At 70.9% G+C, this 13,596-nt stretch carries 14 protein-coding genes; 10 read left to right on the forward strand and 4 right to left on the reverse strand.

What is annotated here, in order from left to right:
• Positions 1-30: 30 nt before the first annotated feature.
• The 8 genes from QM792_RS16225 (at position 31) to QM792_RS16260 (ending at position 7,714) form a co-directional block, all read left to right on the forward strand.
• Positions 31-822 (forward strand): hypothetical protein, encoded by a 792-nt coding sequence (locus QM792_RS16225; RefSeq protein WP_415151137.1) that lies wholly within the window; start codon positions 31-33, stop codon positions 820-822.
• Positions 819-1,700 carry a DUF3365 domain-containing protein gene (locus QM792_RS16230; RefSeq protein WP_415151138.1) on the forward strand — a complete coding sequence of 294 codons (882 nt, stop codon included), beginning with the start codon at positions 819-821 and terminating at the stop codon, positions 1,698-1,700. The genes QM792_RS16225 and QM792_RS16230 overlap by 4 nt, the downstream gene beginning before the upstream one ends.
• Positions 1,697-3,181 (forward strand): protein kinase domain-containing protein, encoded by a 1,485-nt coding sequence (locus QM792_RS16235; protein WP_415151139.1) that lies wholly within the window; start codon positions 1,697-1,699, stop codon positions 3,179-3,181. Before QM792_RS16230 ends, QM792_RS16235 begins: the two co-directional genes overlap by 4 nt.
• Before the next feature lie 428 nt (positions 3,182-3,609).
• Complete coding sequence (locus QM792_RS16240) at positions 3,610-3,960, forward strand: hypothetical protein (RefSeq protein ID WP_415151140.1); 351 nt, start codon at positions 3,610-3,612, stop codon at positions 3,958-3,960.
• Positions 3,961-4,057: 97 nt separating this feature from the next.
• Positions 4,058-5,437 (forward strand): TolC family protein, encoded by a 1,380-nt coding sequence (locus QM792_RS16245; RefSeq protein WP_415151141.1) that lies wholly within the window; start codon positions 4,058-4,060, stop codon positions 5,435-5,437.
• Positions 5,438-5,451: 14 nt separating this feature from the next.
• Positions 5,452-6,819 (forward strand): multicopper oxidase family protein, encoded by a 1,368-nt coding sequence (locus QM792_RS16250; protein WP_415151142.1) that lies wholly within the window; start codon positions 5,452-5,454, stop codon positions 6,817-6,819.
• A 35-nt stretch (positions 6,820-6,854) separates the two neighbouring features.
• A complete protein-coding gene (locus QM792_RS16255; RefSeq protein ID WP_415151143.1) occupies positions 6,855-7,352 on the forward strand; it encodes a plastocyanin/azurin family copper-binding protein in 498 nt (165 codons plus the stop codon).
• An 11-nt stretch (positions 7,353-7,363) separates the two neighbouring features.
• A complete protein-coding gene (locus tag QM792_RS16260) occupies positions 7,364-7,714 on the forward strand; it encodes a copper-binding protein (protein WP_415151144.1) in 351 nt (116 codons plus the stop codon).
• 8 nt (positions 7,715-7,722) lie between these two features.
• Here QM792_RS16260 and QM792_RS16265 read toward each other — a convergent pair whose 3' ends face one another.
• From QM792_RS16265 to QM792_RS16275, 3 genes are all read right to left on the reverse strand, one after another.
• Positions 7,723-8,583, reverse strand: a complete 861-nt coding sequence (locus QM792_RS16265) for an oxidoreductase (RefSeq protein WP_415151145.1) — start codon at positions 8,581-8,583, stop codon at positions 7,723-7,725.
• Positions 8,580-9,632, reverse strand: a complete 1,053-nt coding sequence (locus QM792_RS16270; protein ID WP_415151146.1) for an MBL fold metallo-hydrolase — start codon at positions 9,630-9,632, stop codon at positions 8,580-8,582. The genes QM792_RS16265 and QM792_RS16270 overlap by 4 nt, the downstream gene beginning before the upstream one ends.
• 80 nt (positions 9,633-9,712) lie before the next feature.
• On the reverse strand, positions 9,713-10,627 hold the full coding sequence (locus QM792_RS16275) for an alpha/beta hydrolase (RefSeq protein WP_415151147.1): 915 nt from the start codon (positions 10,625-10,627) through the stop codon (positions 9,713-9,715).
• A 102-nt stretch (positions 10,628-10,729) separates the two neighbouring features.
• On the opposite strand from QM792_RS16275, the gene QM792_RS16280 reads away from it, so the two are divergent.
• Complete coding sequence (locus QM792_RS16280; RefSeq protein ID WP_415151148.1) at positions 10,730-11,617, forward strand: LysR family transcriptional regulator; 888 nt, start codon at positions 10,730-10,732, stop codon at positions 11,615-11,617.
• A gap of 16 nt (positions 11,618-11,633) precedes the next feature.
• On the opposite strand, the gene hrcA is transcribed toward QM792_RS16280, so the two are convergent.
• Positions 11,634-12,647 (reverse strand): heat-inducible transcriptional repressor HrcA, encoded by a 1,014-nt coding sequence (gene hrcA / locus QM792_RS16285; RefSeq protein ID WP_415151149.1) that lies wholly within the window; start codon positions 12,645-12,647, stop codon positions 11,634-11,636.
• Positions 12,648-12,716: 69 nt separating this feature from the next.
• Between hrcA and QM792_RS16290 the strand changes: the two genes are divergently transcribed.
• Positions 12,717-13,592 carry an NAD kinase gene (locus QM792_RS16290; RefSeq protein WP_415151150.1) on the forward strand — a complete coding sequence of 292 codons (876 nt, stop codon included), beginning with the start codon at positions 12,717-12,719 and terminating at the stop codon, positions 13,590-13,592.
• The last annotated feature ends 4 nt before the right edge of the window (positions 13,593-13,596 follow it).

The following is a 13,596-nucleotide window of genomic DNA, read 5'->3' on the forward strand; positions in this document are numbered from 1 at the left end:
ATCGCGGCACCACGGCCGCATGGAGCCACGATGAAGCGCCTGACCCTGCACCGCATCGCTCTGATCGCCCTTCTGGGGGTGTTGCCGGGCTGCTGCGCCGCCGCCTCGATCGGCATCGTCACCATCGTCGACGGCGAGGCCGGCCTGATCCGCGAGGCACGCCGCCTCGACGCCGCCGAGGGCCTGCGCGTGCGCGACGAGGACATCGTGCGCACCGGCCCCGCCACGCGGCTCGTGCGCATCGAGCTGTCCGACGGCAGCGCGCTCGACCTCGGCGCGGACACCGAGCTGGTGCTGCAGCCGCGCGCCGGCCGCTTCGGCGAGCGCGCCGCCACGCTGTTCCTGGCGCGCGGCTGGCTCAAGGTGAGCAGCGCGCCCGGCGAGCCGCTGGCCGGCGTCGCCGGCGCCTCGCTCGACCTGCGCGCGCTGGTCGGCACCGCGGTGCTGCACGCCGCGCCGCGGGCGATGCTGGTGTTCGTCGAATCCGGCCAGGCGCGCGCCGCCGAGGCCGAGGCGGCCTTCGAAGTCGCGCTCGCCGAGGGCGACGCCTTCGTGCGGCGCGGCCGCGAAGCCGCGACCGGCGAGCGCCATCCGCCCGCCGGCTGGCTGGACGGCCTGCCGCGCGCCTTCGCCGACTCGCTGCCGCGCCGCGCCGCGCGCTTCCACGCCCGCCCGGTGGAGCCCGGCCCCGGCGTGCCGGTGGCCGCCGCCGACATGCCGCGCTGGCTCGACGCCGTGCGCGCGCCGCGCGCATCGCCGCCCGCGCCGCGCCTGCGGCCGGTGACGGCCACGCTCACGCATTCGATGGAGACGACGCGATGAAACTGCTGCTCAAGTTCAATGCCGTGTTCGTGCTGGTGTTCCTGCTGGGCCTGATCGCCACCGGCGCGATGACGCGCCAGATGCTCGAACGCAACGCGCAGCAGGAGACGCTGCAACAGGCGCGCTTCCTGCTGGAGAAGGCGATGGCGGTGCGCAGCTACACCTCCACGCAGGTGGCGCCGCTGCTCGAGACGCAGATGAAGTACGCCTTCCCGCCGCAGTCGGTGCCGGCCTTCTCGGCCACCGAGGTGCTGGCCAAGATCCAGAAGACGCACCCCGAATACGCCTACAAGGAGGCCACGCTGAACCCCACCAACCCGCGCGACCGCGCGGTGGAATGGGAAGCCGACGTGATCGCCGAGTTCCGCAAGTCGGCCGCGCCGGACGAGTTCGTCGGCGCGCGCGACGCGCCTTCGGGCCGCACGCTGTACATCGCGCGCCCGATCCGCATCAGCGACGAGGCCTGCCTGCGCTGCCACAGCACCGTCGAGGCGGCGCCGCGCACGCTGGTCGAGAAGTACGGCCCGGCCAACGGCTTCGGCTGGCAGCTCGGCGAGGTGGTCGGCGCGCAGATGGTGTCGGTGCCCATGGCCGTGCCGCTGGCGCGCGCGCACGCCGCCTGGGCGCTGTTCATGGGCATGCTCACGGCGGTGTTCGTGGCCATAGGCGCGGCGCTCAACGCGATGCTGTGGTGGCTGGTGATCCGGCCGGTGACGCGGCTCGCGCGGCTGGCCGACCGCGTCAGCCTCGGCGAGATGGGCGCGCCCGGCTTCGCCACCGGCACGCGCGACGAGATCGGCCGGCTGGCCGCCTCGTTCACGCGCATGCGCAAGAGCCTGGTGCAGGCGATGAAGATGCTGGAAGGAGCCCCGTCATGAGCGCACGACCCCTCGGCCTGGCGCAGCCCGCGGCGGCGCCGCAGGCGCTGCCGGCGAGCTTCGGCAAGTACCGCGTGTCGCGCCTGCTCGGCGAAGGCGCGATGGGCGTGGTCTACGAGGCGCTCGACCCCGACCTGCAGCGCGCCGTCGCGATCAAGGCGATCCGCGCGCCGCTGCTCGCGCCCGGCGCGCACGAACTCGACAGCACGCGGCGCTTCCACAACGAGGCGCAGGCGGCCGGGCGGCTGTCGCACCCCAACATCGTCTCGGTATACGAATACGCGCAGACCGGCGCGCAGCGCTACATCGCGATGGAATGCGTTGCCGGCGTCTCGCTGCACGAGACGGTGGCGCTGGGTTTCCGGCTGCCGCTGGCCGACACGCTGAGCGTGGTCGCGCAACTGCTGGACGCGCTGGCCTACGCGCATGCGCAAGGCGTGTGGCACCGCGACATCAAGCCCGCCAACCTGATGCTGACCACCGAGGGGCGGTTGAAGGTCACCGACTTCGGCATCGCGCGCATCGAGGGCAGCGAGCGCACCCAGGCCACCACCGTGCTCGGCTCGCCGGGCTACATGGCGCCCGAGCGCTACACCGACGAGGCGCCGGACGCGCGCGTCGACCTCTTCTCGTGCGGCGTGCTGCTGTACGAACTGCTGACCGGCCAGGCGCCGTTCCGCGGCTCGGCCGGCGCGGTGATGTACCAGGTGATGCACGAGGAGCCCGCGCCGCCCTCGACGTTGGCGGTCGAGCCGGCGGTGCCGGCCGCCTTCGACGCCGTGGTGGCGCGCGCGCTGGCCAAGCGCCCGGCGCAGCGCTTCGCCAGCGCCGCGCAGATGCGCGCCGCGCTGGACGAGGCCGCCGCCGCGGCCATCGCGCCGCAGGTGTCGGCCGAGACCATGCGCCGGCTGCGCCACGCGCGCGGCAACGCGCCGACGCGGTGGCTGCCGCGCGCGCTGGCCGTGATGCCGCGCGGCGGCACGCCGCCGCAGGCCGCCGCCGTGCCCTCGGCGCCGCCGCCGACCGGCTGGGACGCGCAGGCGCTGCGCGCGCTGGAGCAACTGCTGCTGCCGCAACTCGGGCCGATGGCCCGCTACGTGGTGCGCGACGCCGCGCGCCGCTCGCACGACCTGGCCAGCCTGGTGGCGACGCTGGCGCGCGAGGCGGTCGACCCGTCCGAGCGTGTGCGCTTCCTGGCGCGCGCGCAGCGCCTCGTGCCGGCACCGGCACCAGCCGCCACGCCGCCGGCCGTGCCGTCATCCGCGCTGCCCGTGCTGGGCACGACGCCGATGCATCCGGGTCTGGTGGAACAGGCGGCGCGCGTGCTGGCCGAGCAGATCGGGCCGATCGCCGCGCTGCTGGCGCGCCGCGCCGCGACGGCCGCGGCGACGCGCGAGGCCTTCTACGCCGCGCTGGTGCAGGCCGCGGGGCGCGACGCCGACCGCAAGGCGCTGCTCAGGCGACTGTGGGCGCTGGCGTGACGGACGCCGCGAGGCGAGGCGAGGCGAGAAGCCCTTGGTAGGCCGTGCTGGGCTCGAACCAGCGACCAAAGGATTATGCGTACCACCTCGGCTTTCGCCGCCCGTTTCCGGTTCGTGGTCTGGACTCTGTCTTGCCTTTCGGCCTTCCCGTCGAGTCTCTACACGTTCCCTCCGGCGAGGGCTTCGCTCGGCGTTGGCATAGCGCGTCAGCGCCTTAGCGTCCACCGAATTTGAGAAGTTCTACTTCAAGGCAGAGCGAACTTGCCTTGAGCAACCCGTCTGGCTCGTCCCATGCCCCGGCCGCAGGGCCAGGGGGTAGGGAGTCGCCGTCAAGTCCTCTGCTCTAACCAACTGAGCTAACGGCCCACGGGGCGGGATTGTCGCATGCGGGGATCGAGTGCCCGCGCCGGTCTGCTACCCTTTCGCCCGTGAAGCTGCTTCGCCTCTGGCTCCTGGTGCTGCTCGCTGCCATGCTCCCCCTGCAGGGTGCGTTGGCGGCGGCCATGTTGTGCGCGGGCGGTCATGGGCATGGTCATGCCCGCCATGCCGAGGTTCATGCGCAGCACCGGCACGCCGACGGCACGCAGCACGACCACGGCACCGCCGACCAGGACAAGTGCAGCTTCTGCACCGCGTTCTGTTCGCTCACGCCGCTCGTCAGCGACATCGCCGGGGTCGCGGAGCCCAGCGGCCTCGTCGACGCACCGCTGCCCAGCCTCTCCGCCCTGGCGCCGAGCTTCCTCTCGGACGGCCCCGAGCGTCCTCCACGAAGCATCTGACCCGGCAAGGCCTCCGCGGGAGGCCCGATGGGGCTCGTGCGGCCATCGCACGGGCTGCTTCTCCGACCACTGTTGTCGGTACTTCGGATGACTTCGAATGGGTATTTTTCTCTCCAGACCGGCGCCCGCCTCCGGGCGTGCCGCCGCCGCCGCCATCGCAGCGCTGCTGCTGGGCGGCTGCGCATCGTTCTCTCAAGACGGCGGGTTCGCCTCGGTCGAGCAACTGACGAAGGAGCGTGTCGGCCAGTCGCCGTCGTACCAGCGCACACCCGCGCAGGCCGACTCCGCGCGGGCACGCGTCGCTGAACTGCTCGGGGTGCCGTTGAGCGCGGACTCCGCCGTGGAAGTCGCGCTGCTCAACAACCAGGAGCTCCAGGCCGGCTATGCGGAGCTGGGCATCGCCGAGGCCGATCTGGTGCGCGCCGGTCGCCTGGCCAACCCGTCGCTGCGCTTCGGGCGCCTGAGCGGCAACGGCGCCGTCGAGATCGACCGTGCCGTCGTGTTCGACGTGCTCGGCCTGTTCACGATGCCCGTGGCCCGGCAGGTGGAGCAAGCCCGCTTCGAGCAGGCGCAGCTGCAGGCGGCCTACGAGACCGTGGGCGTCGCCGCCGAGGCGCGCAAGGCCTTCTTCGAGGCGGTCGCCGCGCAGCAACTGGCGGGCTACTTCGGCCAGGTCATGGAGGCCGCCGACGCGTCGAACGAGCTGGCCAGCCGCATGGCCGCGGCGGGCAACTTCAACAAGCTCGAGCAGATGCGCGAGCAGTCGTTCCACTCGGACGCGACGACGAACCTCGCGAAGGCCCGCCACCAGGCCGTCGCGGCCCGCGAACGGCTGGTTCGCGCGCTGGGCCTCTCGGCCGACCAGCCCGGGCTCCGGCTGCCGCAGCGGCTTCCCGATCTGCCGGCCGCGCCGGCCGAACCCGCGGGCGCGGAGCGGATCGCGATGGAGAAGCGCCTCGACGTGCTGATGTCGAGGCGTTCCACCGAAGCGAGCGCGAAGTCGCTGGGCCTGACCCGTGCCACGCGCTTCGTCAACGTCCTGCACGCGGGCTACCAGAACAGGAGCGCCACCGGCGAGTCGCGCGCCAACGGCTACGAGATCGAACTCGAGCTGCCGCTCTTCGACTTCGGCTCCGCCAGCCTGGCGCGCGCCGAGGCGAGCTACATGCAGTCGGTGCATCGAACCGCGGCCGTGGCCGTCAAGGCGCAGTCCGAGGTGCGCGAGGCGTATTCGGCCTATCGCACGGCCTACGACGTGGCGCGGCACTACCGCGACGAAGTCGTTCCATTGCGCAAGCGCATCTCCGACGAGAACCTGCTTCGCTACAACGGCATGCTCGCCAGCGTGTTCGAGCTGCTGGCCGACGCCAAGGACCAGATCGCCGGCGTCGCCGGCGCCGTGGAGTCGCTGCGCGACTACTGGCTCGCCGAGACCGACCTGCAGACCGCGCTGACGGGCCGGTCCACCAGCCATTGACGCAGACACCCACCATGACACGTCGCAGAACTCTCTTCAAGGCTGCCGGCGCCACGCTCCTGGGCGCCGCCGCGGTCGGCCGCGCCGGCGCGGCCTTGCTGCCGGAAGCCGTCGTCCAGACCTCCGCCGCCACGCAGTTGCCGCCTGCACCACCCAACGGCCGGCCGTTCCAGCCGCTCGTGACCTTGAACGGGTGGTCGCTGCCCTGGCGCATGAAAAACGGCGTCAAGGAGTTCCACCTCGTCGCCGAACCCGTCGTGCGCGAAATCGCACCGGGCATGAAGGCGAACCTGTGGGGCTACAACGGTTCGAGCCCCGGCCCGACCATCGAGGCGGTGGAGGGTGACCGCGTTCGCATCTTCGTCACCAACCGGCTGCCCGAACCCACCAGCGTGCACTGGCACGGCATCCTGCTGCCTTCCGGCATGGACGGCGTGGCGGGCCTGACGCAGCCGCCCATCGGCGTCGGCAAGACGTTCATGTACGAGTTCATGCTCCAGCGCCCCGGCACGCACATGTACCACCCGCACGCCGACGAGATGGTGCAGATGGCGATGGGCATGATGGGCCTGTTCATCATCCACCCGAAGGACCCGAGGCAGTTCAAGGTCGACCGCGACTTCGGCTTCATCCTGAACGCCTACGACATCGAACCCGGCAGCGCGACGCCGCGGGTGAACACGATGCTCGACTTCAACCTGTGGACCTGGAACAGCCGCGCGTTCCCGGGCATCGACCCGTTCGTCGCGCGCACGGGCGAGCGCGTGCGCATCCGCGTGGGCAACCTGACCATGACCAACCACCCCATCCACATGCACGGGCCGCACTTCGAGGTCACGGGCACGGATGGCGGCTGGGTGCCGAAGAGCGCGCGCTGGCCGGAGGTCACGACCGACGTGGCCGTCGGCCAGATGCGGGCCTTCGAGTTCGACGCCGTCGCGGGCGACTGGGCCATCCACTGCCACAAGAGCCACCACACGATGAACGCGATGGGCCACGGCGTGCCGACCATGATCGGCGTCGAGCACGGGGATGTCGCCAAGAAGATCGCGAACCTCGTGCCCGACTACATGGTGATGGGCGACAAGGGCATGCACGACATGGCGGAGATGGAGATGCCCCTGCCCGACAACACGCTGCCGATGATGACCGGCTCCGGCCCATTCGGAGCCGTCGGCATGGGCGGCATGTTCAGCGTCGTCAGGGTGCGCGACGACCTGGCCCGCGGCGACTACCGGGATCCCGGCCCCTACCGGCACCCGGCCGGCACGCTCGCCAGTGAGTACACGGCCGACGTGCCGGAAGCGCCACGCGCCGCCGCGCCCGAGGCCGACGCAAGAACGCTCCAGGTTCGCAAACCCAACGGCCACGCAGGCCACTGATTCCATCTCGATCGTCCACTTCCGAGAGCCTCCCCATGAAACCCAAGTTCATCCCCATCGCCCTCGCCACGGCCCTGCTCGCGTTGTCGCCCATCACCTGGGCGCACGGCGACGAGGCACACACCAAGCCGCGCGCCTACGACCCGAAGAAGGTCGAGGCGACCGCCTTCGGTCAGGAGGGCAACCCGAAGAAGGTCGCACGAACCATCGAGGTCGACATGAGCGACGACATGCGCTTCACCCCGGCGAGCCTGACGGTCGGGAAGGGCGAGACCGTGAAGTTCGTGGTGCGCAACCGGGGCCGGGTCCTGCACGAGATGGTGCTCGGCACCCAGGAGGCCATCGCCGAGCACGCCGCGCTGATGCAGAAGTTCCCGGAGATGGAGCACGCCGACGCGAACATGGCCCACGTCCAGCCCGGCAAGGCCGGCGACATCGTCTGGCAGTTCAGCCAGGCCGGCGAGTTCCAGTTCGCGTGCCTGCAGCCGGGACACTTCGAAGCCGGCATGGTCGGCAAGCTGACGGTCAAGTGAAGGAGCACGCCATGAACACCATCCGACTCATCGCCGCCCTGGGCCTCTCGCTTGCGTTCGATGCGCATGCGCAGGCCGGCGCGCCCGACGCGCACACCTCACATACCGCCCAGGCGGCTGGCGCGACCGACGCCGATGCGGGCATGGCCGACGGCGAAGTTCGCAAGGTCGACAAGGCGCAGGGCAAGGTCACGCTCAAGCACGGCCCCATCGCGAGCCTCGACATGCCAGGGATGACCATGGTCTTCAGGGTGGCAAACCCCGCGATGCTCGACGGGCTGAAGGAAGGCGACAAGGTGAAGTTCACCGCCGCCCGGCTCAACGGCGCCATCACCATCACGGCCATGGCTCCCGCCAGATAGTTGCCGCGCTACAGCGCCTGGGCGGTGTTCTTCACGGCGTCGGGGTAGGCCGTGTCCTCGCCGCGTGCGCGCCACTTCGAGAGGTCGCGGCCGCGCGAGGCGACGGCGCTGTCCCAGAGCTGGTAGGCGTCTTCGCCCAGCATCAGGCGCACCGGCGCGCTGTCGCCGTCGACCATGTCGACGATCACCTGCACGCCCTTGACCGGGTCGCCCATCTGGCGGCCGTTCTGCGAAGCGTAGTAGGCGTCCATGCCGGCGTCCAGCGCCGCGTAGTCGGCGATGCTGCCGGCGGCCTTCATCGCCGCGCTGCCGGCGAAGCCGGTGCGGAAGGCGCCCGGCTCGATCAGCGTCACGCGCACGCCCAGCGGCTTGACTTCGTGGTGCAGCGCTTCGGTGAAGCCTTCCAGCGCGAACTTGGAGGCGTTGTACAGGCCGCTGCCGGGAAAGGCCACCAGGCCGGCGATGCTGGTCAGGTTGAGGATGTGGCCGCTGCGGCGCGCGCGCATCTGCGGCAGCACCTCGCGCGACAGCTCGGCGGCGGAGAAGAAGTTCAGCTCCATCTGCGCGCGGATCTGCTGCGACGTGAACTCCTCCAGCGCGCCGTGGGAGCCGGCGCCGGCGATGTTGGCCAGCACGTCGATGCGACCGAACTTCTGATGGGCGGCCTTCAGCGCGGCGGCACGCGCGGCGGCGTCGGTCACGTCCAGCGCCAGCGCCAGCGCGCGTTCGCCGTGGCCGGCGGCGATGGCCTGCAAGGGCTCCAGCCGGCGCGCGGTGAGGACGGCGCTGTCGCCCCTGGCCAGCACGGCCTCGGCCAGCGTCTTGCCGAAACCGGACGATGCGCCGGTGATGAACCAGATCTTGCTCATGGCTGTGTCCTTGTCGAGAGTGAAAGCGGTTGGGGTGAAAGCGCGCGCCACCAGCGGCTGCCTTCGTGCGGCGCGTTCAGGTCGACGCGCTCGCCCATCGTCGGCGTGGCGACCGGCACGCCGCGTTCGGCGGCGTGGTGCAGCACCTGCTCGAACGGGTCTTCCCAGGTGTGCATGCTCAGATCGAAGGTGCCGTTGTGGATGGGCAGCAGCCAGCGCCCGCGCAGGTCCTGGTGGGCCTGCACGGTCTGCGGCGGCAGCATGTGCACGTAGGGCCACTGCACGTTGTAGGCGCCGGTTTCCATCAGCGTCAGGTCGAAGGGGCCGAAGCGGCGGCCGATCTCGGCGAAGCCGTCGAAGTAGCCGCTGTCGCCGCTGAAGAACAGGCGGTAGCCGCCGTCCTCGATGACCCACGAGGCCCACAGCGTGCGGTTGCCGTCGCCGAGGCCGCGCCCCGAGAAGTGCTGCGCGGGCGTGGCGGTCAGGCGCAGGCCGTCGAGCTCGGTGCCCTGCCACCAGTCGAACTGGCGGATCTTGTCGCGCGCGATGCCCCAGTCGGCCAGCCGGTCGCCCACGCCCAGCGGCGTGAGGAACAGCGCCACCTTGTCCGCCAGCGCGCGCACCGCGTCGCGGTCGAGGTGGTCGTAGTGGTCGTGCGAGAGGATCACGGCGCGGATCGGCGGCAGCTCGTCGATCGTGATGGGCGGCGTATGGAAGCGCTTGGGGCCGAAGAACTGCACCGGCGAGGCGCGTTGCGAGAACACCGGGTCGGTCAGCCACCACTGGCCGCGCAGCTTCATCAACAGCGTGGAATGGCCCAGCCGGTACAGGCTGCGCTCGGGCGCGGCGTCCAGTTCGGCGCGGCTCAGGCGGTGGATGGGCAGCGGCGACGCCGGCACGGTGCCGGCCGGCTTGTCGAACAGGAAGGTCCACCACACGCGCAGCAGCGATTCCGGCATGTCGCCGGGGCCGGCCGGGCGCGGGTTGTGGAAGCGCCCCTCGCGCGACTGGGGCGAGGCGGCGTAGTCGCCGATCACGGGGCTGAACATGGCGTGAACGCTCCAGGCGATGGTCGCAATGACGAGCAGCCCGCCGGCGAGGCGGGCCAGGCGGCGGCGCGGCAGGTGTTTCAAGCGCCCAGGTGCTTCCTGTAGAACGGCACCAGCTTGGCCACCGCCTTGGCGACCGGCTCGGGCTGGTCGTACAGATCGTAGTGCGTGGCGCCCTCGACGACGAACAAATCCTTCTCGCCCTTCACGCGGCGGTAGAGCTCCTGCCCGTCCTTCTTCGAGCCGAAGACGCCGGGCACCGAGCCGGTGATGATCTGGATCGGCTGGTTCAGCAGTTCCTCCACCAAATGGAAGGCGTCGAAGGCGATCACGCTGCCCATGCTGGTGAAGCGCAGCCGGTTGGGCGCGCAGGCGTTCTGCCCGCGCGGCGTGCGGTAGTACTCGACGGCCTGGAAGACGTCGACGTTGGCCTCGGTGATGCCGGCGGCGTCGCGCTCCTGCGTCGAGTTCGGGATCCAGGGGGTGATCATCGGTTCGGCCCCGCGCGCTTCGGCCGTGCGCTGCTTGCCGATGGCTTCCAGCGTGGCGATCGCGTCGCCGGCGCGGTTCAGCGCGCCGATGTTGGCGCCGACCACGCTGCCGACCGCCTTGATGCGCTTTTCGGTCAGCGCGGCGTTGACCGCGTAGCCGCCGCCGGCGCACACGCCCAGCACGCCGATGCGCTCGTCGTCGACGAAGGGCAGCGTCACCAGGTAGTCCACCGCGCAGCGCACGTCCTCGACGCGGGTGGCCGGGTCTTCCAGGTAGCGCGGCTCGCCGCCGCTCTCGCCCTGGAACGAGGCGTCGAAGGCGATGGTCACGAAACCCTGCTCGGCCAGTTGGGCCGCGTACAGGCCGGCGGTCTGGCCCTTGCAACTGCTGCCCGGGTGCACGCAGACGATGGCCGCGTAGCGCTGGGTCTCGTCGAAGCCCGGGGGCAGGCGCAGTTCGGCCGCCACGTCCCAGGTCCTGTTCTTGAACGTCACCGATTTCATGTTGGCTCCTTCGATCGGGTCGGGTGTAAACCCATTCTGCGGATCGTCGGATACTTCGACTAGGCCGTAGCATGCGTATGCTCTTATCAGGATTTCTTATCAATGAGCGACGCCAAGCTGCGTGACCTCCAGGCTTTCCTCGTCGTGGCCGAGGAACAGAACTTCACGCGCGCCGCCGCCCGGCTCGGCGTGTCGCAGTCGGCGCTGAGCCAGACGGTCCGCGCGCTGGAGGAGCGCATGGACATGCCGCTGTTCCTGCGCAGCACGCGCAAGGTCTCGCTCACCGAGGCCGGCGAGCGCCTGCGCGCGCTGGTCGGGCCGGCGATGGAGGAGATCCGGCAGGGGCTGGCGCAGATCAGCGCGCTGCGCGGCCGGCCGGCCGGCACGATACGCATCTCCGCCGACGAATACGCGGTGCGCTCGGTGCTGTGGCCGGCGCTGCCGGCGTTCATGGCGAGCTACCCCGACATCCAGGTCGAGATCGCCACCGACTACGGCCTGGCCGACATCGTGGGGCAGCGCTACGACGCCGGCGTGCGCCGCGGCGGGCTGGTCTCCAAGGACATGATCGCGGTGCGCATCGGGCCCGACATCCCCATGGTGGTGGTCGGCGCGCCGGCCTACCTCGAGCGCCACGCCCGGCCGCGGCACCCGCAGGCGCTGATCGAGCACAACTGCGTCAACCTGCGCCTGCCGGCGCAGGGCTACTTCGCGTGGAGCTTCCGCAAGGGCGCGAAGGAGCACCGCATCAAGGTCGACGGGCAACTGGTGCTCAACAGCCTGCTGCAGATCGTCGAGGCGGCGCTGGCCGGCGTCGGGCTGGTGCACGTGCCCGAGCAGCTCGTGCGCGAACACCTGGACGCCGGCCGGCTGCTCGAGGTGCTGCGCGAATGGCGCCAGACCTACGAGGGCTACCACCTCTACTACCCCAACCGCCGCAAGTCGCCGGCGCTCGCGCTGCTGGTGGAGGCGCTGCGCCACGCGCCGTGACGCGGCGAATGGGGCGCTACTTCGCGCTCAGCGCGTTGCTGACCAGCCGCGAGGTGATGTCGACGATCTGGATCATGCGGTCGTAGGCCATGCGCGTCGGGCCGATCACGCCCAGCGTGCCGACCACGCGGCCGTCCACCACGTAGGGCGCCGACACCACCGACAGCTCCTCGTAGGGCACCACCATGCTCTCGCCGCCGATGTAGATGCGCACGCCCTCGGCGCGGCTGCTCACGTCCAGCAGTCGCATCAGTTGCGTCTTCTGCTCGAACAGGTCGAACAGCTTGCGCAGGCTGCCCATGTCGCTGGCCAGGTCCTGCACGGTCAGCAGGTTGCGCTCGCCGGAGATCACCACCTGCTCCTGGCTGTCGGCCATCGCCTCGCTGCCGGCCTGCACCGCGGCCTGCATCAGCGCGGCGATCTCGCCGCGCAGCGCGTCGACCTCGGTCTTCAGCCGCTCGCGCACCTGCTCGATGGTCAGGCCGGCGTAGTGCGCGGTCAGGTAGTTGCTCGCCTCGACGAGCTGCGCCTGCGTGTAGTCCTGCGCGGTGAAGATCACGCGGTTCTGCACGTCGCCGTCGGGCGCGACGATGATCACCAGCACGCGCTTCTCCGACAGGCGCATGAACTCGATGTGGTGGAACACGCTGGACTTGCGCGGCGCGGTGACCACGCCGACGAAGCTCGACAGGTTCGACAGCAGTTGCGCCGCGTTGGCGATCACGCGCTGCGGCTGGTCGGGCGGCAGCACCGCCTCCGGCGGCGCGGCGTCGGCGCCGAGTGGTTGCGCCGTCAGCATGGTGTCGACGAACAGGCGGTAGCCGCGCGCCGTCGGGATGCGCCCGGCGCTGGTGTGCGGGCTGGCGATCAGGCCCAGCTCCTCCAGGTCGGCCATCACGTTGCGGATGGTCGCCGGCGACAGCTCGAGCCCGCTCGCGCGCGACAGCGTGCGCGAGCCGACCGGCTGGCCGTCCGCGATGTAGCGTTCGACCAGCGTTTTCAACAGCGTCTTGGCGCGCTCGTCCAGCATGGTTTTCATTGTAGGCGCGCGGGCCGCGACAGCCTTTTTGCCGAGGGGCCGTGTGGTGTAATTCCTCGCATGGGCAACCGCTTCCGACACGCAGCGCTGGTGGGCAAATACCAGGCGCAGGGCATCCGGCCGGTGCTGGAGGAGATCGCCCATTTCCTCGCCCGGCAGGGGCTGGAGGTGTCGCTGGAGAAGCAGACCGCGCAGAGCACCGGCATCGCCGACTACGGCGCCTTCACGGCCGACGAGCTGGGCCGCCACTGCGACCTGGCCGTGGTGGTGGGCGGCGACGGCACCATGCTCGGCATCGCGCGCGAGCTGGCGCGCCACGGCACGCCGCTGGTGGGCATCAACCAGGGGCGCCTGGGTTTCATCACCGACGTTCCGATCGGCGAGTTCGCCGCCGCGCTCGCGCCGATGATCGCCGGCGACTACGAGGAGGAGCGCCGCTCCATGCTGACCGGCGTGGTGTGGCGCGACGAGGAGCGCATCTTCGAGGGCTTCGCGGTCAACGACGTGGTGGTCAGCCGCGGCACGGCCAGCAGCATGGTCGAGCTGAAGGTGGCCATCGGCAGCGAGTTCGTCGCCAACTTCCGCGCCGACGGCCTGATCCTGGCCGCGCCCACCGGCTCGACGGCCTACGCGCTGTCGGCCGGCGGGCCCATCCTGCACCCGGGCATCGCCGGCTTCGCGATGGTGCCGATCGCGCCGCACGACCTGTCGAACCGCCCCATCGTGCTGCCCGACACCGCCGAGGTGGTGATCGAGATCGTCGCCGGGCGCGACGCCAACGTCTCGTTCGACATGCACGCGCTGGCCAGCCTGCTGCACGGCGACCGCATCGCGGTGCGGCGCTCGCGCGACCAGGTGCGTTTCCTGCATCCGCGCGGCTGGAGCTATTACGCGACGCTGCGGCGCAAGCTGCGCTGGAACAGCGGCGTCGCCTGAACAC

This window comes from Piscinibacter sp. (assembly GCF_047600445.1).
Taxonomy (GTDB): domain Bacteria; phylum Pseudomonadota; class Gammaproteobacteria; order Burkholderiales; family Burkholderiaceae_C; genus Piscinibacter.

Coding starts and splice junctions, on each gene's coding strand:
- QM792_RS16225 (WP_415151137.1), top strand. CDS start 31: ATGAAGCGCCTGACCCTGCACCGCATCGCTCTGATCGCCCTTCTGGGG.
- QM792_RS16230 (WP_415151138.1), top strand. CDS start 819: ATGAAACTGCTGCTCAAGTTCAATGCCGTGTTCGTGCTGGTGTTCCTG.
- QM792_RS16235 (WP_415151139.1), top strand. CDS start 1,697: ATGAGCGCACGACCCCTCGGCCTGGCGCAGCCCGCGGCGGCGCCGCAG.
- QM792_RS16245 (WP_415151141.1), top strand. CDS start 4,058: ATGGGTATTTTTCTCTCCAGACCGGCGCCCGCCTCCGGGCGTGCCGCC.
- QM792_RS16250 (WP_415151142.1), top strand. CDS start 5,452: ATGACACGTCGCAGAACTCTCTTCAAGGCTGCCGGCGCCACGCTCCTG.
- QM792_RS16255 (WP_415151143.1), top strand. CDS start 6,855: ATGAAACCCAAGTTCATCCCCATCGCCCTCGCCACGGCCCTGCTCGCG.
- QM792_RS16260 (WP_415151144.1), top strand. CDS start 7,364: ATGAACACCATCCGACTCATCGCCGCCCTGGGCCTCTCGCTTGCGTTC.
- QM792_RS16265 (WP_415151145.1), bottom strand. CDS start 8,583: ATGAGCAAGATCTGGTTCATCACCGGCGCATCGTCCGGTTTCGGCAAG.
- QM792_RS16270 (WP_415151146.1), bottom strand. CDS start 9,632: ATGTTCAGCCCCGTGATCGGCGACTACGCCGCCTCGCCCCAGTCGCGC.
- QM792_RS16275 (WP_415151147.1), bottom strand. CDS start 10,627: ATGAAATCGGTGACGTTCAAGAACAGGACCTGGGACGTGGCGGCCGAA.
- QM792_RS16280 (WP_415151148.1), top strand. CDS start 10,730: ATGAGCGACGCCAAGCTGCGTGACCTCCAGGCTTTCCTCGTCGTGGCC.
- hrcA (WP_415151149.1), bottom strand. CDS start 12,647: ATGCTGGACGAGCGCGCCAAGACGCTGTTGAAAACGCTGGTCGAACGC.
- QM792_RS16290 (WP_415151150.1), top strand. CDS start 12,717: ATGGGCAACCGCTTCCGACACGCAGCGCTGGTGGGCAAATACCAGGCG.